Raw genomic sequence first — 20,812 nt, forward strand, 5'->3', positions numbered from 1 at the left:
AGGAGCAGAAGAATGGGTAAGATCATCAAAGTCTCCGGTCCGCTGGTGGTGGCCGACGGCATGGCGGATGCCAGTATGGCGGACGTAGTGCGCGTAGGCCCCCAGCATCTGATCGGAGAGATCCTGAATATGACCGGCGACCGCGCCTCCATTCAGGTATACGAGGAGACGTCCGGCCTTGGCCCCGGCGCAGAGGTGGTCACTACCGGCGCGCCCCTCAGCGTGGAACTGGGCCCGGGTCTCATCGAGAACATCTACGACGGCATCCAGCGCCCGTTGGAGGAGATCGTCCGCCGCGTGGGCGCCAACATCACCCGCGGCATCCAGGTGCCGCCGCTGGACCGCGAAAAGCTGTGGTCCTTTACTCCCACCGCCGCCGTCGGCGATGCCGTGGCAGGCGGCGATGTGCTGGGCACCGTGCCGGAGACGGAGTCGGTGCTGCACAAGATCATGGTCCCCAACGGCGTCAGCGGCACGGTGTCGTGGCTGGCGGAGGCGGGGCAGTACAACATCACCCGGCCCATCGCCCGCATCCGCACCGCTGACGGTGCAGAGCGTGAGCTGACCATGGTGCAGAAGTGGCCGGTCCGCGTGGGCCGCCCCTACAAGAAGAAATTCCCGCCGGAGACGCCTTTGCAGTCGGGCCAGCGGGTCATCGACACGATGTTCCCCATCGCCAAGGGCGGCACTGCCGCCGTGCCCGGGCCCTTCGGCTCCGGCAAGACCGTGGTGCAGCACCAGCTGGCCAAGTGGGCGGACGTGGACATCGTGGTCTACATCGGCTGCGGCGAGCGGGGCAACGAGATGACCGACGTGCTCCGCGAGTTCCCCGAGCTGACGGACCCCCGCACCGGCGAAAGCCTGATGAAGCGGACGGTGCTGATCGCCAACACCTCCGATATGCCCGTGGCCGCCCGTGAGGCGTCGGTCTACACCGGCATCACCATCGCCGAGTACTTCCGGGACATGGGCTACGACGTGGCCGTCATCGCCGACTCCACCTCCCGTTGGGCTGAGGCCCTGCGCGAGATGTCCGGCCGTCTGGAGGAGATGCCCGGTGAGGAGGGCTACCCCGCGTATCTGGCTTCCCGTCTGGCCCAGTTCTATGAGCGGGCCGGCGTGGTCCGCTGCATGGGCACGGAGGAGCGCACCGGCTCCCTCACTGCCGTGGGTGCGGTGTCGCCTCCGGGCGGCGACCTCTCCGAGCCGGTGGCACAGGCCACCATGCGTATCGTCAAGGTGTTCTGGTCGCTGGACGCCTCTCTGGCCTACCGCCGCCACTTCCCCGCCATCAACTGGCTGAACTCCTACTCTCTGTATCTGGACGCGGTGGCCCCCTGGTTCGATGAACATCTGGGTCCTGAGTTCATGAAGGACCGCAACCGCGCCATGCACCTTCTGCAGGAGGAGAACGAGCTCAATGAAATCGTCCAGCTGGTGGGCAAGGACTCCCTGTCCCCCAGGGACCAGCTGACGTTGGAGATCGCCCGCATGCTGCGGGAGGACTTCCTGCAGCAGAACGCCTTCATGGATGTGGACTCCTACTCCAGCTTCGACCGGCAGCTGCGGCTGCTGGCGCTGATCCTGCACTACGAGGACCTGTGCCGCGATGCCATCGCCAAGAACGTAGAGCTGCCCGCCCTGTTCGCCATTCCCGCACGGGAGCGGCTGGGCTGGGCCAAGTACGCCGCCGCAGAGGAGTACGCCGCCAACTATCAGCAGGTACACGACGAGATGGACAGTGAGATCGCCGCCCTGATCGAGAAAGCAGGTGAGGACGCATGATGAAGGAATACCGTACCATCCATGAGGTCTCCGGCCCCCTGATGGTGGTGGAGAACGTGGAGGGCGTCACCTATGACGAGCTGGCAGAGATCCAGCTCCGCAGCGGTGATGTCCGCCGCTGCAAGGTGCTGGATGTCAACGGCGACCGCGCCGTGGTGCAGCTGTTCGACTCCTCCGCCGGCATCAACCTGCGGGACGCCAAGATCCGTTTTCTGGGCCATCCTCTGCAGCTGGGCGTGTCTGTGGACATGCTGGGCCGCGTGTTCAACGGCATGGGCGAGCCTATCGACGGCGGCCCTGCCCTGCTGGCCGATAAATACATGGACATCAACGGCCTGCCCATGAATCCCGCCGCCCGCGACTACCCCAACGAGTTTATCCAGACCGGCATCAGCACCATCGACGGTCTGAACACTCTGGTCCGCGGCCAGAAGCTGCCCATTTTCTCCGGCTCCGGCCTGCCTCACGCCAATCTGGCAGCCCAGATCGCCCGTCAGGCCAAGGTGCTGGACGACAGCTCCAACTTCGCCGTGGTGTTCGCCGCCATCGGCATCACCTTTGAGGAGTCGGAGTTCTTCGTCCGCGAGTTCAAGCGCACCGGCGCCATCGAGCGCACCGTGCTGTTCACCAACCTGGCCAACGACCCCGCCGTGGAGCGTATCGCCACGCCCCGCATGGCCCTGACCGCCGCTGAATATCTGGCGTTCGAGCAGGACATGCACGTGCTGGTGATCCTGACGGACATCACCAACTACGCCGAGGCGCTGCGCGAGGTGTCCGCCGCCAAGAAGGAGGTCCCCGGCCGCCGTGGCTACCCCGGCTACCTCTATACCGACCTTGCCAGCATGTACGAGCGGGCCGGGCGGAAGCTGGGCTGCAAGGGCTCCATCACCATGATCCCCATCCTGACCATGCCGGAGGACGACAAGACCCACCCCATCCCCGACCTGACCGGCTATATCACCGAGGGCCAGATCATCCTCAGCCGCGACCTGTACCGCAAAAACATCCTGCCGCCGGTAGACGTGCTGCCCTCCCTTTCCCGTCTGAAGGACAAGGGCGTGGGCGCAGGCAAGACCCGTGAGGATCACGCCCCCACCATGAACCAGCTGTTCGCCGCCTACGCCAGCGGCAAGGAGGCCAAGGAGCTGATGACCATTCTGGGCGAGGCCGCCTTGAGCCCCACGGACCTGCTGTACGCCAAGTTCGCCGACGAGTTCGAGAAGCGCTACGTTTCCCAGGGCTTTGACGAGAACCGCTCCATTGCGGAGACGCTGGATCTTGGCTGGGAGCTGCTGCGGATGCTGCCCAGAAGCGAGCTCAAGCGCATCAAGCCGGAGATGCTGGACAAGTACCTGCCGGAGAAGGAGTGACCGCCTATGGCCGGAAAGACTGTCAATCCCACCCGCATGGAGCTGACGCGGCTGAAGGGCCGTCTCAAAACGGCCCGCCGCGGCCACAAGCTGCTGAAGGACAAGCGGGACGAGCTGATGAAGCAGTTTCTGGAGATCGTCCGCCGCAACCGGCAGCTCCGCGCCAAGGTGGAGCAGGGCCTGAAGGAGGCCAACGACGCCTTCACCGTGGCCTCCGCTGTCATGGGGCCGGAGATGCTGGAGCAGTCGCTGCTGCGGCCCCAGCGCTCCGTGTCGCTGGATGTGGACGCCCGAAACATCATGAGCGTCAACGTGCCGGTGTTCACGTTCCACACCGAGGGCGGTGAGGGTTCCCTCCTGCCCTACGGCTTCGCCCAGACCAGCGGCGAGCTGGACGCGGCGCTGGAGAAGATGCAGGCGGTGTTCGCCGATATGCTGGAACTGGCGCAGGTGGAGAAATCCATGCAGCTGCTGGCGCAGGACATTGAAAAGACCCGCCGCCGTGTCAATGCGCTGGAATATGTGATGATTCCGGAGACGGAGAAGAACATCCGCTATATTACCATGAAGCTGGACGAGAACGAGCGCGGCAACACAACCCGCCTGATGAAGGTCAAGGATATGGTCTTGCAGGACGCCCATCACTATCAGCCGTAAACACGAGAAAAAAGAGGAGACACTGTGCGTCTCCTCTTTTTTTATTCCACATCGTCGGCCCATTCCTGCAGCGCCGACTGGATCAGCGTATCGCCGTCGGTCAGTCCCCAGCCGTGCCACCGGGCCAGCGCACTGCGGAACGGATACACCGCGCCGCCGGACTGCGCGTAGTTGCACCAGCTCTCCAGATACTCCCATTCCGGCGTCAGCGTCTCCGCGTCGTACAGCACGTAGGCCCGCAGATCCTCCGCGCCCCGCAGGCGCGACCACTCCGCAGTGATGGTGCTGCGCTGGCTGCTTCCGAAGAAGCTCTGGCTGGTGTAGCTGCCGCTGTCCAGCGCGGCGAAGTCCGCCGTGTACGTCTGTCCCCGCCGGCCGCACAGCACGCGGCCGCCGATGATATTGCCCCGGGTCCAGTTTTCATCGTCACGCCACATCGGCCAGAGCTCCACGCTCTCCGTCAGAGCCAGCCCCTCGGGCCGCGCCGCGATGTGGTGCAGGAACACCACCCGCTGATAGCCGTCCTGGGGCAGCACCACCGCCACATGGATCATGGTGCAGACCTCCTCCACGTCGTAGACGTGGTAGGTATAGCGGTACGTGCCGTCCTCCTGCTTCTCCGCGCTCTGGTACTGCCAGGTATTGGGCGTATCCTCGTCCCAGACACCGGTGGTCACCACCCGATATTTGTCGCCGTCGTACCGCGTGTCGGTCTGTGTAAGCACCTCGCTTGCGCCCGTCAGACCGGCCACCTCCTCTGCAGTCAGGTCGTCCAGCACATTCTGCGGCATGCCCAGCGCCAGCAGCTCCGCCCGGATCGTCTCGTCCTGCGGCGCATCCTGACGCACCTGCCAGTCCATGGGGTACCGCTGGCCCAGCAGCATGGCCAGTATCACCGCCGCCAGCGTCACGCCCAGATACCCCCACAGCACCGTCGTCATCGAAAGGCGCACCGGCGCGGCGTGAATGGTGTATCCGGTGTCCTCCAGCGAGCGGGAGAGCTTCACCAGATTCCGCAGGATCACGAGGTACACCGCCAGCACCGGCAGCACCAGCAGCCAGCCCTCCAGACCGATCATGGCCAGCGCCATCAGTACCGCGTAAAAGGCAGCCAGCACCCCGGCGGCGGGTGCGGACGGCTTCTCCGCACCGGCGGCGCGGGAGACGCCCACCATGCCCCGCCACAGGGCGATCAGCGTCGCCTGCATCAGCGCCATATCCGCATAGGCAAGCGTCAACCCCTCCTCCACCGGCAGCGCCGCCAGCACCATGGCGGCGCTGCGCAGGACGACGGCGGCAATGGACAGGCCGTAGGCCCACCGCAGCGCCCGATTCTCCTGCCGCAGTGTGCGGAAGCCCAACACCAGCAGGATGCAGCCCAGCGTGGGCAGGATGTAGTCCAGATACAGAAGCTGCAGCGTCAGCGTCTTCAGGGCGATGCCCCACACCACGCAGCTCATGGCACTGCGCCACGGGCTGACATCCGCAGGCGGCGGCAGGGTGTCGGCGCTCTCTGTCAGCAGCGCGTCAAATCGCAGATCGTCACTCACAGAAGTCACCTCCCAACAGCTCCCGCAGCTTTTGCCGCAGGCGGTACAGCCGCCCCTCCACGCCTCGCTCCGTCAGTCCCAGCTCGGCAGCCATCTGTGCGGTGGACTGGCAGTAGTAATATTTCCGGTAGAACAACGTCTGTTCCCCGTCGGTCAGGCTCTTGACTGCCCTGACCAGCAACCGGGAGCGCTCCTGCCGCAGCAGGGCATCCTCGGCGCTGCCCGCGCCGTGGGGCATATCGTCTGTCAGTGCCGTCTCCGTCCGCAGGCCGCGGGCGCGGTTGAGCGCGCAGTTGCGCGCCAGCACTGTCAGCCATCCGCGCAGCGTCCCCTTGGACGCGTCGAAGCTGCCCGCCGTCTGCCACAGCCGCACCGACACGTCGGCAAAGCATTCCTCCCTGTCCCGCGCATCCGGCAGGATGGGCGCAATGATATACCGCAGCAGCGGCCCATGGCGGCGCAGCAGCGTCTGTAAGGCTGCTTCGTCGCCGGAGGCGATCCTGTCCATCAGGGATCTATCGTCCACTGTCCCACCACCCTTCGTGTCTCTCTGCCCTATTATACACGGAAAAGGCAGAAAACCCACGAAATGTTTTTTCGGAAAAGGTGTTGACATAGAGGGCCTGATGTGGTAATCTAAGTATTGCCTGATCCGCCGGTGTGGTGGAATGGTAGACACAGGAGACTTAAAATCTCCCGGCAGAAATGCCGTACCGGTTCGAGTCCGGTCACCGGCACCACCGGTACAAGTTCTATATCGCGGAGTAGAGCAGTTGGTAGCTCGTCGGGCTCATAACCCGGAGGTCGGAGGTTCAAGTCCTCCCTCCGCAACCATCTTGAGTGACCAAAATAGATACACTCACCTGAAACCCCTGAGAAATCAGGGGTTTCAGCGTTTTTATGCCCTGTTTTTTCAAAGCGTGATTTATAGATACACAAGGGCAATTCAGAGCGTTAGGCAGGACTTGAACTAAATCCACAGCCTATTTCCGCCCTGTTTTAAAGAGGGCTATGCTTTTTCGGGCGCTTTTTTCGCTCGCCTCCCCAAAATAATATAATAAATTTTTAGATAGTGGTTGGTATCATATTTTGATACCAACCAAAAAACTTTCGGGCCGGTTTCCTACTTCGGATACCGGCCCTTTTTTTCATGGAAAGGAGTTTTTACTGTGAATGACCACAACAAGGAGCAGCAGCTCCGCTACCTCGAGGAAGTCTGCATTCCCTTGCACCGTGCTGGGTTTGAAACCCAACCTCTGGACGAGTCTCAACTGCCTGTCCATTGGAATGGCGCACCTCTCTGCCGTATTACCGGCAAGGGTAGCGTATTCTATCGGCGGGAAGATGTGGATACACCACTGGCAGAGGATGCCCTCCTCCGTGTCGAAGATATCGCCGCCCGAACGATGGAGTATATGACCGCTATGGAAAACGCTCTGCAGCTCGAAGCCAGCGGGCTGGAGGGCGACTACCGCATCCTTGCCGACTTCAACGGTACCGTGTTGGCAGGAAGTCATAGCAAATACGGTGTTCAATTCGTTACATGGGATTGGGACTACGAACGCACGGGCGTGACCCATGGTCACTATTTCATGGAGAACTACGACGGAGCAAAGCAGGACTTTGTCACACGATCCGGCCTCATTCACAAAGAGCAGCTCTTCAGTCCGGAGCAGATGACCGAGATCTACCGTTGCTGCGCAGACTCTGTGGATGGGGAGTTTTTTGAACTCACGGATAAGCAGGAGGAAGTGATCCGCAGTGTCCAGCAGCAGATTGAGGTGTGCGTGCCAGATCTGAACGAGCGAATCCGGCAACAAGAGGAGGCGCTGGAGCAGGCTTCGCAGGAGCAAACAATGTAATACATGGTACGGGCCGGAGTTTTAGCAATAAGACTCCGGCCATTTTTATTATGGAGGAAATGAAATGCCACAGGTAAACAGAAGAAGCTCATTAGGGCACTGGTATGCTCCCGTCCTTGCCCCTGAATATCCCCGCGACCCGCCGGAGTCTCACGGCTGTACGCTCTTTGAGAGATGCAAAGGTTGTCCCTACCCAAGGCATGGCTTCATCTGCTGGCGGAGTGAAGATACCTGCCTTCGGACAAGAATGAACAAGATAAACAGATTGGAGGAAAGCGAAAATGATGTTTCAGGCGGTGCTGAGTAACCGTGATCACCCGGAATACGGTGTGGCAACTATTCCGTTTCCCATTCCCCACGACCAGTACGCACACTGCATGGATCTGCTGGAGGCTTTGGAGATTGGCGATGCAGTCAGGGCTGACTGTAAGGTCGAAAAGATCGACGGCTTTTATACTGTACTAAAACGCACAGAGATGCTTACGGTAAATGTTGAGGAGCTGAACTATCTCGCCAAACGGCTGGATGGCTTCGATACCGGAGAAGCCGCACAGTTTCAGGCGATGGCTCATAAGCTGGAACTTTTTGAGCTGAAGGACCTTATCAACCTGAGCTTCTGCTGCCAACAGGTTACAGTTATCACGGATTTCTCTGACCTCGATGCGGTTGGCCGGGATCACTACATGAACCTGCACGGCGGCAGCGCACGAGTTGACGAGTTGGAGGCGCTGGACGGTGAGGAAACGGCACGGCTGCTTATCGGGAACGGTAGCGGCACGATTACACCCTATGGTGCGGTCTACGACAACGGCATGCAGATGAAGCTGCTCTACGACGGTCAATTCTTTCCTTGCTACTATTACGAACCAAATCCCATTACCGTTGCGGTGACCGCTAAGTCTGATCCAGAGGATACCGAGCATATCACTTGGCTTTACCTTCCGATGGCACAGGAGGAGATCGACCGCGCCCTCCAGCGAGCGGGAATCACCGATCCAACGGATGCCCGCTTGTGGCTGAAAGATAATCAGCTTCCAAATGAGGTGGATGTGCTGCTGGATATGGATCGAGAAAGCATAACTGACCTCAATGCGCTGGCGCAGGTTACAGAAGACTTCTCCGATGAGGACATCCGAAAACTTGGCGCCGTTGTAACAATGGCACGGCCGCGAACAGCAGAACAAGTCAAAAATCTTGTGGAGAATCTTGACCTGTTCGATTTTGCGCCTGACGCGCACACACTGGAGGAGTACGGTAAGTACATGATCCGGCAGTCCGGCCATTTCGATTACGATGAGAATCTGGATGATTTCTACGACTATGAGAAGTATGGCTTTCAGCGCATGAATGAGGAAGACGGGATGTTCACCGACCGAGGCTACATCGCCTACAAGGGCTATTCCAGCTTGAGAGAAATCATGAACGGTGACCAGAGCAGCCACATGAAGATGGGGGATATGACATGATCATTCAGGCAGAACTCAGGCGAAAGCAGTCCGAATATGAAGGCGAAGCTTGCGCCGTGGATAAGGTTATCGAGCTGCCTGCCCAGCGGTTTCAGCAGTTCAGCCGTGTGCTGCTGGCAGACTACGATTTTATAGCAGAAAACAAAAATACTATCCGGCATGATGGTGATGCCAGACACTGCTTACTTATCCTCGATGCGGGCGGAATGGACGGTTTCCTTGTTGACCCACAGGGGTATAACTACGCGCGGTACAGCGCTTTCGTTCCGAATGCCCGCAGTCTGCTGACGCCGGATATGGCAATCGACCGCAGTTACATTTCGCCGTCAGAACCTTGGCGGGACGAGAACCGGGATGAAATGCTCCGCATGACATTGCACATCGATGGGAAGCCGGACTACATCCTCGTCCTCCCCGCTGACGAGGAATACCTGGACGCGGTGAAGGCTTATCTTGATATCGATGTTTTCGCGGATGCCATGCTCTGTGATATTCGCTTCAAGGTGCCTTACATCGGGGAGCTGATCCGTGATACGGATTGCCCCGCCGTGGAGGATTACAACGATTTTGCCGAAGCCTTGGAGGACATCTGGCAGAAGGACGGGATGCTCCTGACCTACGCCGCCGTGCTGGAGGCAGAGAAACCGGAAACCCTGCACCGTGCCTGTGAGCTCCTGCGAAATCTGGACAACTACCAGCGCATCACGGAGGACGCCTACGGTTACGGTCAGCAGCGATTGCAGGAAACGCTGGGACTGGACGATGAAGCCATCTATGAGCTGGACGGCTACATGGATTTTGAAAAATACGGTCAGGACTGCATGGAAAACGACTGCGTGACAAAAACAGAGTTCGGCCTGCTGCGCCGCTTGGACTCGCCGTTCCCGGAGCAGCGGCAGGGGCAGCAAATGTTTCAGTAGACTTTGCGGCAGATGTGTAGTATGTTTGCCGTTACCCAAAAGAAGGGAGGGATACTTATGAACACCAAGATCTCATATCTGTACAGAGATGCCGATAACTACAAGATGCACAATAAATGCGTCATTGCCGGTACACTGACTACGGAACAGACTCGTACCATCAAAGATTGCTGCGAAATGGGCGAATACTTCATTCCAAGGCAAGTAGGACTGCCGGAACGCCGCTTCGACCGGTATGATCCTGCGGTGGATCACTGCTGGTTCGAGCTGGATGAGGACTGCTTCTCAGAAACGATAGAACCGCCTACTGTAGCCCTCACCGCCACAGAACTGGCCAACCGTTTCGAAGGATGTAAAAACAACTGGCGGGATGAAGCGTACACGCCGCAGATGGGAGGCATGAAATTTTGAAAGTCAACGCAAGAACGGAAGAATTCCAGCACATTGAGTTATTTGACAAGTTTGCATTATTCACCAACGCCCGAATCGACCGCTCAACCGTACCGGAAGGCTGGTACTGCTATGACATTCGCGGCTCTGACGACGATCCCGGTGAGCTGTGCTACATGGAAGAAAATGTTGTGGTCAACCACGCAGGCTCGGTGCTGATACCGGAAAAGCTGGCGATGCCTAAGTCCGGACGGCTGGATGTGCGGGATGAGCTCGGTTTTCTCGATGAAGGCAACATGACGCTCTGTGAGTTCTGCGAGGCGCATCAGCTCCCCTATCCCGCGGAGAACATGAAATTTCATATCCGACCTGCCCGCCCGGAGGAGGCGGGCTTATTTTATACCCCGCACCCCGAAGAAGATAAGCGGCTGGGTACCGTCGGCCATGTCCGGATGGACTTCGGGCGCAGCGGCAATGAGTTCTGGCATACCTGGTGGCCGAGGGGCTCGGAGAAACTGAACAGCCCCGCATTCAAGCTGGAACTGCAGGAGGTCGTGGACACGCTGCGGGAGAGTGTGCTGAAAAACCGCTTCGCTATGGAGCGTTTTTGCTATGAACATAGCGGGAAAATCAGCGGCGGCTGGACACAAAACTACGGTTACATCGTGGAAACCGAGCATTACCGCTACTGCCTGCGGTGCAATCCGTCCCCCGGAGATTATAACTGCTACTGTACGGCCTATGATCTGGATGTCCAGCAGCAGAACATGGCGCAGGACAAGCCGCTGGTGGGCTGCGTCACCTATGCCAATGGCGATGCACAGGAGTTTACCGATGCCGAAGCCTTTCTCAAGTGTGTGAGGGAGGAGCTTCCGTATCGCCCCACCACAGGATTCCGTTACGAGGTGCTGACCGACGATCCCGCCGTCCGCAAGCAGGTGGATGACATGATCTTCGACTTCTACGGCGAGGAAGCCCCTTGCCGACAGGAGGATCACGAGCCTCGACCCGAGCAGGGCATGACCTTCGGAGGAATGTAATGGACGCTTCAAAAAAGCAGCGAGAGCCGGTCGCTTTCAAGAGCCTTGCCGAGTTGAAGCGGTTCATCCGACCCGGTGTGGAGTTTAAGACCGTCAGCCACGCCAATCACGCGGATATGGTGGGGCTGACCCGTGTGGTGACCACGGTGCAGACGGTGGGCTTTTATTCCAAGATCAAGGATCAGCCGGAGCATCCCTTCTCCACCTGCAACCACGGCAAGGGCTTCTACACCGATTTTGGAAAAGCCGGCAATTACATCTTTGATGGTACGACGGTCAAGGTGAAGGATACTCGAAAGCAAGATCGCGGTGTGATCTACGAGCTGGAGTTTTACGACAGAGAGCAAAACATGGAGGAAACGATGATGGACAGAAAAATGGTGAATTTTATCAGGGAACAGTATCCCCCCGGCACCCGCATCCGGCTGAACGCGATGGACGATCCCCATCATCCCATTCTTCCCGGCACCGAGGGCGAAGTAGACTTCGTGGATGATGAGGGGCAAATTTTTATGAAGTGGGACAATGGCCGCACGCTGCCGCTCATCCCCGGCGAGGACAGCTTCACCGTGCTGCCGCCCAAGCTGACCACCCTCAAGCTGTATATGCCCCTGACCGCCGATCTCTACGAGCGAAACGAGTACGGTGATCTCGATGACAGCAGCACACTGCTGGAGGGTAGTGAGCTGCGCGACTATCAGGATCAGATCATGGCGGCGCTGGTGAAAAACCGGATGCCGGAGGAGACCGAGCGCGGCATCATGCACTGGTACCATAAGCCTGACAGCGTCAACACAAAGGTCCACTCCGCTGTGTTCACGGTAGACAATCGAGGCGGTGAGCTTTGGGGCGTGGTGGAATGCCGCGTCGCCGGGGAATTGTCGGACACCGAAATGGATACTTTGAAAGAGTTTATCACCGGACAGGCTTCTGATGGTTGGTGCGAGGGGTTCGAGCAGCGGGAGATCTCCGTGGATGACGGCGGTGAATTGTATGTCCACTTTTGGAATTCGGACGAGTGGAGCATCCAAACGGAACAGGAGCTTTTCTCCCCCAAGCTGGCGGAAGGTCTGCCAGAGCTGTGCTTTTCCACGCTGCCCGGCACCGGGACTCTCATCTGCATCAAGCGTGGTGAGAGCGGCTACTATCCAAGCGACTGGTCTACAGATGACCCACAGCAGAACCGCGAACTGGCAGACTACAACAACGAGCGGCTCGGCGTGACAAAGGAGCAGGAGGAAGCCATGAAGAACGGCAGTATGTTTGGTTGGAACTCTCCCGGCGCAGATCCCGCATTCCAAAGGCAAATGCAGCAAGGGGGAATGACGCTTGGCTGAGAAAATATTCTGTGTGTATCTGGCAAAAGATGGCGTTCCCTACAACGAAGCCTACGCCAAGTTGGACTTGCCCGCCACGCCATGGGAACTGTGGGATGTGCTGGACAAGCTTCGGCTTAGAGACGGCGAGATCCTGTACATGGAGATCGACGATTACTATGCCTTTGAGTATCTCGCTCCCCATTTAGAAAAACTGGATATTAGTCTCAATGAACTCAACGACCTTGCCGCACAGCTTGCGGCGTTGGATGAGGTACAAGGAATCGCCTTTGAGGGAATGTTCTCCATGGAGGTGCAGAAAAAAGTAAACGCCAACGGCGGTATCATCACAATGCAGGATATGAGAGATCTGGCGGTCAGCGCAAGAGCCGACTGTTATCATGTAGTGGATGCTGCAGACGATGCTGCCCTCGGCCGGTTTTACGCAGAAAACGATTTTATTCCAGAGCTGGATGGAGTGTCGGATACTGTATTTAAGATGTTGGACTTCGCCGGTATCGGAAGAATGATGCGTCAAGGGGAAAATGGCGTCTTTGTTGGAAGCCTTTATGTACTGTGCGTCGGCGAGTTGACTGCTGCGCCGCCCTGCCCCAAGGAGCTGCCACCGAAGCCAAGCCACTTGTTTCGCCTGACCCTTGGCCTGCACCCTGACTTCAAAGATGCGCGCACGGCGACATTGAACCTTCCGGCGACCGAAGCGGAATTGTCCGCTGCACAGGAGCAGCTCGGCACACTGGAATGGGAAAACGCAGTTGTCCTCGACTATGACGGTGTTATCCCAAATGCCGCCAATTTTGCGGATCTGCCTATGGAAATGAATGCATTCAACAGCTTTTCTGGAGCCGTGCGGGATATTCCTTTCCCTGATAGGCAAATCCCAAAGCTGAAGGCCCTGCTGGAGCAGTTTGAGGTGAAAGATATTGGGACTGCAATGCAGCTGGTGGAACATCTGGAGGATTATAACCTCACGCCGAAACTCAGCTCACCGCAGGAGACTGCCATCGACCAGCTTCATTTCATGACGGACGAACATTCGGTGGAACTGTTGCTCCCTCATGTAAACCTCTATGCCTACGGCTGCGACATCATCAGGGAGGACAACGCAGTTCTCTCGCCCTACGGCCTACTGCACCGCGCAGACTATCAGCCCATGCTGGAGCCGATCCAGCAATCCCATGAATCGGAGATGACGATGTAATGAATAATAAGCAGTTACAAAACGAGAATGAGATATCTCTGCCTTGCACATCGCAGGAGCAATTTGATGCATCCCAATGTGGACCGTGCATATTGAGCGATGAGGAGAAAATGATTCTTTCTGCCATGGTTCTGCAAAAGGGCGAGGCGGAGGCAGGGGCAATTTTCGCAAATTCACCGGGGCGGCTGCGCGATTACACGATCCTCAAAGGCATCAACAGCTATGCTGCATTGGGCAGGTACTACCTTGCCCACGAGACTTCGGTGCCGGAGGAGCTATACGAGTACATGGATCTGGGCGCGATTGGCTGTCGGTATGAGGACGAACACCCTGGCGTGTTCATCGGCAGCGATTATGTGCAATATCCATCTGTCGAACAGAGGGCGTCGATGGAAATGCAGATGATGTGATACCACCTGATTCCCGTCATGATCAAAGTATAAGCTTATTGCGGCAGGCACTGCTTTGCAATGTATGCAATGAGATCCTCCGGCGTGAGCGCAGCACCAGCACATGGAATCTCACGCCATACTCGCTGTATAGAAGGGTCCGGATCGCACATCGCAGCTATCATCGCCAGTCGTATCTCTTTTCTCACCTCTTCCAGAGTCGTATGGTTTTTTCGTGCAACTTTCCTCAATGCGGCTTCCGCGTCAATATTTCTTCTCTTCATTATGTTTCTCCCTTCCAATTTGTTTTGAACGGTACTCGTTCTTATAGAACTATAATAACACCGTGAATTTGGGGGAAAATGACGAAGCCTGTCGAAAAAAACAGAGACCTGCAAAAAACAAGTCTCTGCGTCTGCAACAATTATTGTAATTCCGCGATTAGGGTATCCAGCACATTCATTACCTTGCGTTGCCCCTCTGGAGGGAGTGCTTTCAACTTTTCTGAAATCTCAGTAGCATGAAGCATCGTTGCCGTGTTCAGGGCATCTTGAAGAAGTTCATCTGTCCCTACATTGAGCGCATTGGCAATGGCGACCAGCTTTTCCAACTTTGGAGCCTTTACTCCTCGCTCTACTACGCTCATGTGGTCAACACTGTAGTCCACAGCGGCAGCAAGCGCTTCCTGCGTCATGCAAGCCCTCTCACGGGCAGCTTTGATTCGTTTTCCCAATGCGATCTGATCCATACAGCAATCTCCTTTTGAACGGTATCCGTTCTTAAAGTATATGGGAGATGCCGTTTGTTTCACAGGAGCGCACGGAACGCAGACCGTTCTATAAGAACGGGACAGAACAAAAAACAGTATGTCAAGAGGCCGTATACCCGGATGGGGAAAAGCGGCCCCTTCTTTTTTGCGCTCATTTTGTCTCCTGTTCCGGGATAAGAGCCTCGGAAAGGAGCAGAAATGCGTGAAGAAAAACTATTGAATTATTTGAAAGGTGCCTGTACCGGGCGAAAGTACAGAGCGAGCAGTGCTGAACTGGAAGCTGTTCTCGGAATCAGCGGAACAGATCTGCGAAAGCTGGTAAATCGCATGCGACGTAAGGGCGTTCCTATTGGGAGTGATCGATGCGGATACTTCTACGCTTCCACTGCTGGCGAAGTCTACTCCACGATCCAACAGCTCAAAACCATGGAAAACGGTCTTGCGGCAGCAAGGCGCGGATTGGAGCAGTCACTGGATGCCTTTCCCTTGAGAGAAGGTGCATCTTGAACAGCTTTATCCCTTGGGTGGGAGGCAAGGGCAAACTGCTGTGGATCATCAACAAAATGGCTCCATATCACTACAGGCGGTTCATCGATGTCTTCGGCGGCAGCGGCACGGTCACTATGAACCGTCCTATCCGGCATGGATGCATGGAGGTCTACAACGATTTCAATGGGAACCTCACAAACCTGTTCTGCTGCGTAAAAAACCGAACCCTCGCGCTGTTGGCAGAGTTGGGCTTCTTGCCTTTGAACACACGGGATGACTTCAATGTCCTCTATAAGTTTCTTTCCAAAGGGGAGTTCACAGATGACTACCTGCAGGAAGAAATGGAATTAACAGAGGTCTATCTCAAGCCACCCGACTCCGAAGCTATCCGTGCGCTCCTGTTAGAGCGTGCGCCTCGTGGAAGTATCCGCCGTGCGGCGGACTACTTCAAGTTGGTACGGTACAGCTTCAGCGGCAGTGCCAAGTCTTTCGGCGGCAAGCCCTGCGACATTCGCCGCTTCTTTCACCTGATTTGGGAATGTTCCCGCAGGCTGGCAAATGTCATCGTGGAGAATAAGGACTTCGAAGATGTCATCCGCCAGTATGACCGAGAGGATGCCTGGATCTACTGCGACCCGCCCTACTTTGAGGCAGAGTGCTATGAGGTAGGCTTCCCCAAAGCAGATCATCAACGGCTCCATGATACGCTCCTGACCTGCCGCGGGTATGTCATGGTGTCCTACAACTACTGCCCGTACATCTGCGAACTTTATAAGGAATTTTATATCTTCCGCACCGTCCGTCCCAACAGCATGTCCCAGACGGCAGGCAGTGAATATGAAGAAGCTATCATCACCAACTATGACCCCCGCAAAGCCTGTTGGCAGCTGACTTTGGAGAGCCTGCTGGACGGTGATAACGACACCCGATACGAACTGATGCACGAACCAGAGCGCCCCATCAAAACCACGATCAAAGAAAACGAAGGAGGAATCGTATTATGAACTTTATTCTTACCAGAGACAAGGCCATCACCATCGCGCCCGCAGCGCTGAAGCTGAGTGGCATCCCCGATGATGCGAAGCTGGAACTGACCACACTGGACGGCGCGGTCATCCTGACAAGGTCCAAGATGACCGCAATGGAGTATGTCAAGCTGCTCACGGAGTTGACTGCCCATGTCGGTCAGATGCTTCTGACCCTGCGGGATACCTGCGGCCACTGCGACGAGTGCGACGAGGACGAGTGCGCTTGCAGAGATCTGCCCATCGAGGAACTGATTCGCCCCGCGGTCACCGTCCCCGATTGGGCCAGAGAGGAAGCGGATATCCCGTCCGATGCCAAGCTGGGCTGCTATGTGGATGAGGACTCCGGCGAGATCACCGTCTGCGAGACAGATTATGAGTATGACCTCTCCGATGTCCCGCCTGCGATCCTGTTTGCCCTGCGTCAGTCTGGCTGTTGCCTGTCTGTGCTGGAGGATGTGCTGATGGAGAACGATATCGTCTACGACAAGTGACGACTCCGGTGTTCAAAGGATCGAGGTGATGACACAAATGAATGAAACTTACCTGTACCGTGGGTCTGCAAAAGAAGCAAAACGCCGGGATGAGCTTCCTCTGTGGTGGGAGAGCCACAAGGCCAATATTGCCTGTCGTGAAGCCATTGAGGATGCTATCCGCCGAAACTTCGACGGGATAAACCTGGACCCGGAGTGTCTTACTCCCGTGCTGGAGGAGTACGGCTACAAGCGCACCGAGTGGGTGCTGGCAGCAACCTTGCGGGAACTCAAGTGGGACGGCCGTTTCCGCCCTGCGAATAAGGATTGGGCGACACGGCACCATGTTCCGCAGGATGAACGGCATATTGCCGATATCACCGTTCGAAGCCATCCAGCTGTGCTGGATGGCTTCGTAGGCCTCTATCGCAAAGCGTATCAGAAGCTGGGGCTGTTTGGCTCCGAACATTGTATCGGTGACCGCGCCGAGCAGGATTATACCGGCAAGGTGTTGGTGCTGTCGCCGGATACACTGAAGGAATCCTATTGGAGTCAGGAAAACCAGCTGTGGTACGCCCATGACGGCTTCGGATGCAGCCCCACCGCCATCGGGCGCTCGGTACGCTGCACCTGCCTGGGCGACGGCGAGATGACCCGTTGGAATCGAGATGAGTTCATCGGTGTGCTGGACGAGAAGTTCCTGCCCGAATGGGCGCAGGAGAAGCTGGCGGAGCTGACTGCGCCTCGGCAGGAGGAAAGTGCCATGGGTGAGATGAAATTGGAATGATCGGAGGTGAGACAAGTGCAGCGCATCTTTATCGACAACCATGACCGCATCCTCTGCTACGGCAACCCTGCCGGTTACATCACAGAAAAAGAAGCGGTGGTGGACACCATGTTCCAAACGCAGGAGCTGGAGAGTTTTCTGCAAAAGCAGGCACTCACCATCCGCTGGGAGGACGGCGTCTATGACCGCCTCCTGTTGGGGCAGCGCAGCGGTCGCTTCGACCCGGAGGCTCCGCCCCTGAAGAACTGCCGTGTGTGGCAGCTCTCACGGGACAGCCCCATCAATGTCCGTTTCGTTTCCTATGAGACGATGGTACAGCGCTTCGGTCAGCCAAGCCGAAAAAGCTATGAGATGGTCTATGACGGTCAAGTTGGGACCAACGACTTGGAAGAGATCTACACCATCTTTCGCAATCCTGTCCCCGGCTATGACGGCCGACCCATCGGCATCTCGGATGTGCTGGAGCTGTACGACGCCGACGGCAGCGAGTTCTACTACTGCGACCGCATCGGCTTCCAGCAGATCGAGTTTGCACCCCAGCAGGAAATGGATATGAACCTGTGAAATAAGCACCTGACCGGGTGCTTTTTTCATATCCAAATCAGAAAAGGAGGAATCCCAATGCCCAAAGCCCAAGCCAAGGTAACAGCTCCCACCCCTGCACCGGATACCCCGCTCCCCGTGGAGTACGCCGTGCGCATCTATCCCGTGAAGGACAGCAAGTACACCCTCGCCAATGCCAACGTGGACATCAACGGCATCTTTGCCATCCGCGGCGTGAAGATCATTCGAGGCGAGAATGGCCCCTTCGTCGCCATGCCTCAGTACAAGGACGGTCACGGCGACTACCACGACATCTGCTTCCCCTGCACGAAGGAAGCCCGACAGCAGTTCAACGAAACAGTTCTGAACGCCTACGAGCAGTCGCTCCGTCAGGACCAGCAGCAGGACAATGCTCCTCCCATGGAGCAGTCCATGTAAACCAAGCCTATCCACTACACAAACATCATAATTTTATGGAGGTAACTACACTATGAAGAAGCTCATCAAGAAGACCGTCAATTCCGTCCGCAACGCCGCCATCCGTCTCGCCGCCACCCGCCGCTCTGGTGAGGGCTACATCGACACCGCCGTCAAGATCCTCATCGCCGTAGTGCTGGGCGCTCTGCTGCTGGCCGGTCTGTACGCCCTGTTCGGTGATGTGGTCATGCCCACGCTGAACCAGCGCATCAAGGATATGTTCAACTACGCCGGCGCGCTGGGCGGCTGATCCGTGGCATCCGTCCTGCAGGGGGCGCTGTTCCTCATCGGACTTATGAGCGCGGCATGGACGGATCTCCGGCGCAGGCAGATCTATGACCTTTCCGGTATCGTCATCGCAGGGGCGGGGCTGATTTCCTTCAGCCCCGCCCGGCTTCTCGGCCTGGCGCTGGCCGTCCCATTTTGGCTGGCAAGCCGGAGAGGACGCGGCGGCATGGGAGATGCGTTACTCATCGCCGCCTCCGGTTTTCTGCTGGGCTTTCTGCGCGGAGTCGCCGGACTGGTGCTGGCACTGGTGCTGTACTGCCTTTTCTACCTTGCAATAGCCGCCCTGCACAAGATCCGCAGGCAAGAGCGTCCACCGGAGAGCTATCCATTCGCGCCATTTCTTGCAGTGGGCTTCTTTACCGCATATATCATCTAAGAATAAGGAGGACTTGCTCCATGAGTATTTTCAAAAACCGCACGGTCATCGGCGTCATCTGCATTCTGCTGGCGCTGGTGATCTGCTTCGGCATCACACCGCTGTTCAATCAGAGCATCAGCCAGAAGGCGGAGATCGTCCGTGTGACGAAGGACATTCACGCCGGCGAGCTCATCACCAAGGACATGGTCACCACGGCCGAGGTCGGCTCCTATAATCTCCCCTCCGGTCTTATGACCGTGAAAGATAATGTAGTGGGCAAATACGCCAAAGCGGACTTCGCCGTGGGCGATTATATTCTCGCTGCAAAACTCTCGGAAGCCCCTGCTGCCGAGAATGCCTATCTCTATAATCTGGATGGCTCGAAGCAGGCAATCTCCGTCACCATCAAGAGCTTTGCCACCGGACTGTCCGGCAAACTCCAGAGCGGTGACATCGTATCGGTCATCGTGGCAGACTACCCGGAGGATGGTGAAACCACTATCCCTGCCGAGCTGCAGTATGTAGAGATCATCAGCGTCACTGCCAGCACCGGCTACGATGCCAATACCGGCGAAGCAACAGAGGAGGAAAAGGAGCTTCCCTCCACCGTGACCTTCCTCGTCTTGCCGGAGCAGGCCAAGGTACTGGCAGAACTGGAAAAGGACGCCAAACTCCATCTGGCTCTCGTCTACCGCGGCACAGCAGACGGCGCAAAACAGTTCATTGAGGCGCAGGACGCACTCATCGAGGAGTTGTACACTGAGCCGGAGGAAAGCCCCATTGAGGAGGGCGAAGTCACCGATCCCGCCGCAGCCACGCCGGGGAGCGAGGTGACGGAATGAATTTCAGAAAAGCCAGCATCTTTCAGCGCGATACGGAGAAACCGGAAGTGCAGAATGACAGCGGTGGTGTGCTGGCGGTCTGGGGCAGCCCCGGCAGTGGGAAAACGGTGACAGCGGTAAAGATCGCAAAGGCGCTCTCCGCCAAGAAGAAAAATGTTATCCTTCTGCTCTGCGATATGAGCGCTCCCATGCTGCCGTGCATCTGCCATGCGGACGCTCTGGAGAGCAAAGGCTCCCTTGCCAGCGTCCTTGCCGCCGCCCGCATCAGCGAAAGCCTTATCAAACATAACCTCGTCACTTTCAAGCACAACAGCTATCTCGCAGCGCTGGGACTCCTCGAACTGCAGAACGAATACAGCACTCCACCCTTTGTACAGAAGCAGGTGGTGGAGCTGTTGGACGGGCTGCGTCAGATCGCGCCCTATGTTATCGTGGACTGCGGCAGCTACATTGCCAACGATATCCTCTCCGCCGTGGCGCTGATGGAAGCGGACAATGTCCTGCGTCTTGCCAACTGCGACCCCAAAAGCGTCAGCTACTTCTCCAGTCAGCTTCCTTTGCTGGAAGATGCTGAGTGGGATGTAGACAAGCAATATAAGGTGGCGTCCAATGTGAAGCCCTATCAGGCGGCAGACCATATCGGCAAGGCACTGGGCGATGCGACCTTCGTGCTGCCCTATTCGCAGGAGTTGGAAGAACAGTATCTGGGGCGAGGTCTCCTTGCTGACCTCGCCCTCAAGGACAGCCGCCCGTTCCGCAAGGAACTGGAAAAGATCATCGCGGAGGTGTTTTGA

Annotated in this window: 25 protein-coding genes and 2 tRNA genes; 23 read left to right on the forward strand and 4 right to left on the reverse strand. The window is 57.3% G+C overall.

Annotated features, from left to right (window positions below):
• Positions 1 to 12: 12 nt before the first annotated feature.
• Genes ACZM22_RS07615 through ACZM22_RS07625 form a run of 3 tightly spaced genes read left to right on the forward strand, consistent with a single transcriptional unit; the run spans position 13 to position 3,815 of the window.
• A complete protein-coding gene (locus ACZM22_RS07615; RefSeq protein WP_489543638.1) occupies positions 13 to 1,785 on the forward strand; it encodes a V-type ATP synthase subunit A in 1,773 nt (590 codons plus the stop codon).
• Positions 1,782 to 3,158: a V-type ATP synthase subunit B gene (locus tag ACZM22_RS07620; protein WP_489543639.1), complete on the forward strand. Its 1,377-nt coding sequence runs from the start codon at positions 1,782 to 1,784 to the stop codon at positions 3,156 to 3,158. The genes ACZM22_RS07615 and ACZM22_RS07620 overlap by 4 nt, the downstream gene beginning before the upstream one ends.
• Positions 3,159 to 3,164: 6 nt before the next feature.
• Positions 3,165 to 3,815 carry a V-type ATP synthase subunit D gene (locus tag ACZM22_RS07625; RefSeq protein ID WP_484424883.1) on the forward strand — a complete coding sequence of 217 codons (651 nt, stop codon included), beginning with the start codon at positions 3,165 to 3,167 and terminating at the stop codon, positions 3,813 to 3,815.
• Between the two features lie 41 nt (positions 3,816 to 3,856).
• On the opposite strand, the gene ACZM22_RS07630 is transcribed toward ACZM22_RS07625, so the two are convergent.
• Together ACZM22_RS07630 and ACZM22_RS07635 are read right to left on the reverse strand one after the other, a co-directional pair.
• Positions 3,857 to 5,365 carry a hypothetical protein gene (locus tag ACZM22_RS07630; protein ID WP_489543640.1) on the reverse strand — a complete coding sequence of 503 codons (1,509 nt, stop codon included), beginning with the start codon at positions 5,363 to 5,365 and terminating at the stop codon, positions 3,857 to 3,859.
• Complete coding sequence (locus ACZM22_RS07635) at positions 5,358 to 5,891, reverse strand: RNA polymerase sigma factor (RefSeq protein WP_483268324.1); 534 nt, start codon at positions 5,889 to 5,891, stop codon at positions 5,358 to 5,360. The genes ACZM22_RS07630 and ACZM22_RS07635 overlap by 8 nt, the downstream gene beginning before the upstream one ends.
• Before the next feature lie 128 nt (positions 5,892 to 6,019).
• Between ACZM22_RS07635 and ACZM22_RS07640 the strand changes: the two genes are divergently transcribed.
• The 10 genes from ACZM22_RS07640 to ACZM22_RS07685 all read left to right on the forward strand — a co-directional run bounded on the left by ACZM22_RS07640 (position 6,020) and on the right by ACZM22_RS07685 (position 13,988).
• Positions 6,020 to 6,105, forward strand: a tRNA-Leu gene (locus tag ACZM22_RS07640).
• Between the two features lie 18 nt (positions 6,106 to 6,123).
• Positions 6,124 to 6,199, forward strand: a tRNA-Met gene (locus ACZM22_RS07645).
• A 335-nt stretch (positions 6,200 to 6,534) separates the two neighbouring features.
• Complete coding sequence (locus tag ACZM22_RS07650; RefSeq protein WP_489543641.1) at positions 6,535 to 7,227, forward strand: hypothetical protein; 693 nt, start codon at positions 6,535 to 6,537, stop codon at positions 7,225 to 7,227.
• A gap of 281 nt (positions 7,228 to 7,508) precedes the next feature.
• On the forward strand, positions 7,509 to 8,693 hold the full coding sequence (locus ACZM22_RS07655; RefSeq protein ID WP_489543642.1) for an antirestriction protein ArdA: 1,185 nt from the start codon (positions 7,509 to 7,511) through the stop codon (positions 8,691 to 8,693).
• A 56-nt stretch (positions 8,694 to 8,749) separates the two neighbouring features.
• Positions 8,750 to 9,613 carry a DUF6329 domain-containing protein gene (locus ACZM22_RS07660; RefSeq protein WP_489543643.1) on the forward strand — a complete coding sequence of 288 codons (864 nt, stop codon included), beginning with the start codon at positions 8,750 to 8,752 and terminating at the stop codon, positions 9,611 to 9,613.
• 57 nt (positions 9,614 to 9,670) lie between these two features.
• Entirely contained in the window at positions 9,671 to 10,024 is a 354-nt protein-coding gene (locus ACZM22_RS07665; RefSeq protein WP_489543644.1) for a hypothetical protein, read from the forward strand.
• A complete protein-coding gene (locus tag ACZM22_RS07670; RefSeq protein WP_489543645.1) occupies positions 10,021 to 11,043 on the forward strand; it encodes an LPD28 domain-containing protein in 1,023 nt (340 codons plus the stop codon). The genes ACZM22_RS07665 and ACZM22_RS07670 overlap by 4 nt, the downstream gene beginning before the upstream one ends.
• On the forward strand, positions 11,043 to 12,380 hold the full coding sequence (locus ACZM22_RS07675; protein ID WP_489543646.1) for a DUF4314 domain-containing protein: 1,338 nt from the start codon (positions 11,043 to 11,045) through the stop codon (positions 12,378 to 12,380). Before ACZM22_RS07670 ends, ACZM22_RS07675 begins: the two co-directional genes overlap by 1 nt.
• Positions 12,373 to 13,578 (forward strand): hypothetical protein, encoded by a 1,206-nt coding sequence (locus ACZM22_RS07680; RefSeq protein ID WP_417307063.1) that lies wholly within the window; start codon positions 12,373 to 12,375, stop codon positions 13,576 to 13,578. Before ACZM22_RS07675 ends, ACZM22_RS07680 begins: the two co-directional genes overlap by 8 nt.
• Positions 13,578 to 13,988, forward strand: coding sequence for a hypothetical protein (locus ACZM22_RS07685; RefSeq protein ID WP_489543647.1), 411 nt, complete (start codon positions 13,578 to 13,580; stop codon positions 13,986 to 13,988). The genes ACZM22_RS07680 and ACZM22_RS07685 overlap by 1 nt, the downstream gene beginning before the upstream one ends.
• A 35-nt stretch (positions 13,989 to 14,023) precedes the next feature.
• On the opposite strand, the gene ACZM22_RS07690 is transcribed toward ACZM22_RS07685, so the two are convergent.
• Positions 14,024 to 14,251: a hypothetical protein gene (locus ACZM22_RS07690; RefSeq protein WP_489543648.1), complete on the reverse strand. Its 228-nt coding sequence runs from the start codon at positions 14,249 to 14,251 to the stop codon at positions 14,024 to 14,026.
• A gap of 140 nt (positions 14,252 to 14,391) precedes the next feature.
• Positions 14,392 to 14,715: a helix-turn-helix domain-containing protein gene (locus ACZM22_RS07695; RefSeq protein WP_178874394.1), complete on the reverse strand. Its 324-nt coding sequence runs from the start codon at positions 14,713 to 14,715 to the stop codon at positions 14,392 to 14,394.
• Positions 14,716 to 14,934: 219 nt separating this feature from the next.
• Between ACZM22_RS07695 and ACZM22_RS07700 the strand changes: the two genes are divergently transcribed.
• From ACZM22_RS07700 to ACZM22_RS07745, 10 genes are read left to right on the forward strand one after another with little or no spacing between them, the layout of a single operon-like run.
• A complete protein-coding gene (locus ACZM22_RS07700; RefSeq protein ID WP_489543649.1) occupies positions 14,935 to 15,243 on the forward strand; it encodes a hypothetical protein in 309 nt (102 codons plus the stop codon).
• Positions 15,240 to 16,229 (forward strand): DNA adenine methylase, encoded by a 990-nt coding sequence (locus ACZM22_RS07705; protein ID WP_489543650.1) that lies wholly within the window; start codon positions 15,240 to 15,242, stop codon positions 16,227 to 16,229. The genes ACZM22_RS07700 and ACZM22_RS07705 overlap by 4 nt, the downstream gene beginning before the upstream one ends.
• The gene (locus ACZM22_RS07710) at positions 16,226 to 16,744 is read left to right on the forward strand and encodes a hypothetical protein (RefSeq protein WP_489543651.1); all 519 of its coding nucleotides are present in this window, start codon (positions 16,226 to 16,228) and stop codon (positions 16,742 to 16,744) included. The genes ACZM22_RS07705 and ACZM22_RS07710 overlap by 4 nt, the downstream gene beginning before the upstream one ends.
• A gap of 37 nt (positions 16,745 to 16,781) precedes the next feature.
• On the forward strand, positions 16,782 to 17,510 hold the full coding sequence (locus ACZM22_RS07715) for a DUF3849 domain-containing protein (RefSeq protein ID WP_489543652.1): 729 nt from the start codon (positions 16,782 to 16,784) through the stop codon (positions 17,508 to 17,510).
• A gap of 15 nt (positions 17,511 to 17,525) precedes the next feature.
• A complete protein-coding gene (locus ACZM22_RS07720; protein WP_489543653.1) occupies positions 17,526 to 18,074 on the forward strand; it encodes a YodL domain-containing protein in 549 nt (182 codons plus the stop codon).
• Between the two features lie 57 nt (positions 18,075 to 18,131).
• A complete protein-coding gene (locus ACZM22_RS07725) occupies positions 18,132 to 18,491 on the forward strand; it encodes a SpoVG family protein (protein ID WP_489543654.1) in 360 nt (119 codons plus the stop codon).
• A gap of 52 nt (positions 18,492 to 18,543) precedes the next feature.
• Complete coding sequence (locus ACZM22_RS07730; RefSeq protein ID WP_417306810.1) at positions 18,544 to 18,780, forward strand: DUF6133 family protein; 237 nt, start codon at positions 18,544 to 18,546, stop codon at positions 18,778 to 18,780.
• Positions 18,781 to 18,783: 3 nt separating this feature from the next.
• On the forward strand, positions 18,784 to 19,194 hold the full coding sequence (locus tag ACZM22_RS07735) for an A24 family peptidase (protein ID WP_489543655.1): 411 nt from the start codon (positions 18,784 to 18,786) through the stop codon (positions 19,192 to 19,194).
• Between the two features lie 20 nt (positions 19,195 to 19,214).
• Complete coding sequence (gene cpaB, locus ACZM22_RS07740; protein WP_417306930.1) at positions 19,215 to 20,018, forward strand: Flp pilus assembly protein CpaB; 804 nt, start codon at positions 19,215 to 19,217, stop codon at positions 20,016 to 20,018.
• Positions 20,015 to 20,812 (forward strand): AAA family ATPase, encoded by a 798-nt coding sequence (locus ACZM22_RS07745; protein WP_489543656.1) that lies wholly within the window; start codon positions 20,015 to 20,017, stop codon positions 20,810 to 20,812. Before cpaB ends, ACZM22_RS07745 begins: the two co-directional genes overlap by 4 nt.

Source organism: Vescimonas sp., from assembly GCF_057856985.1.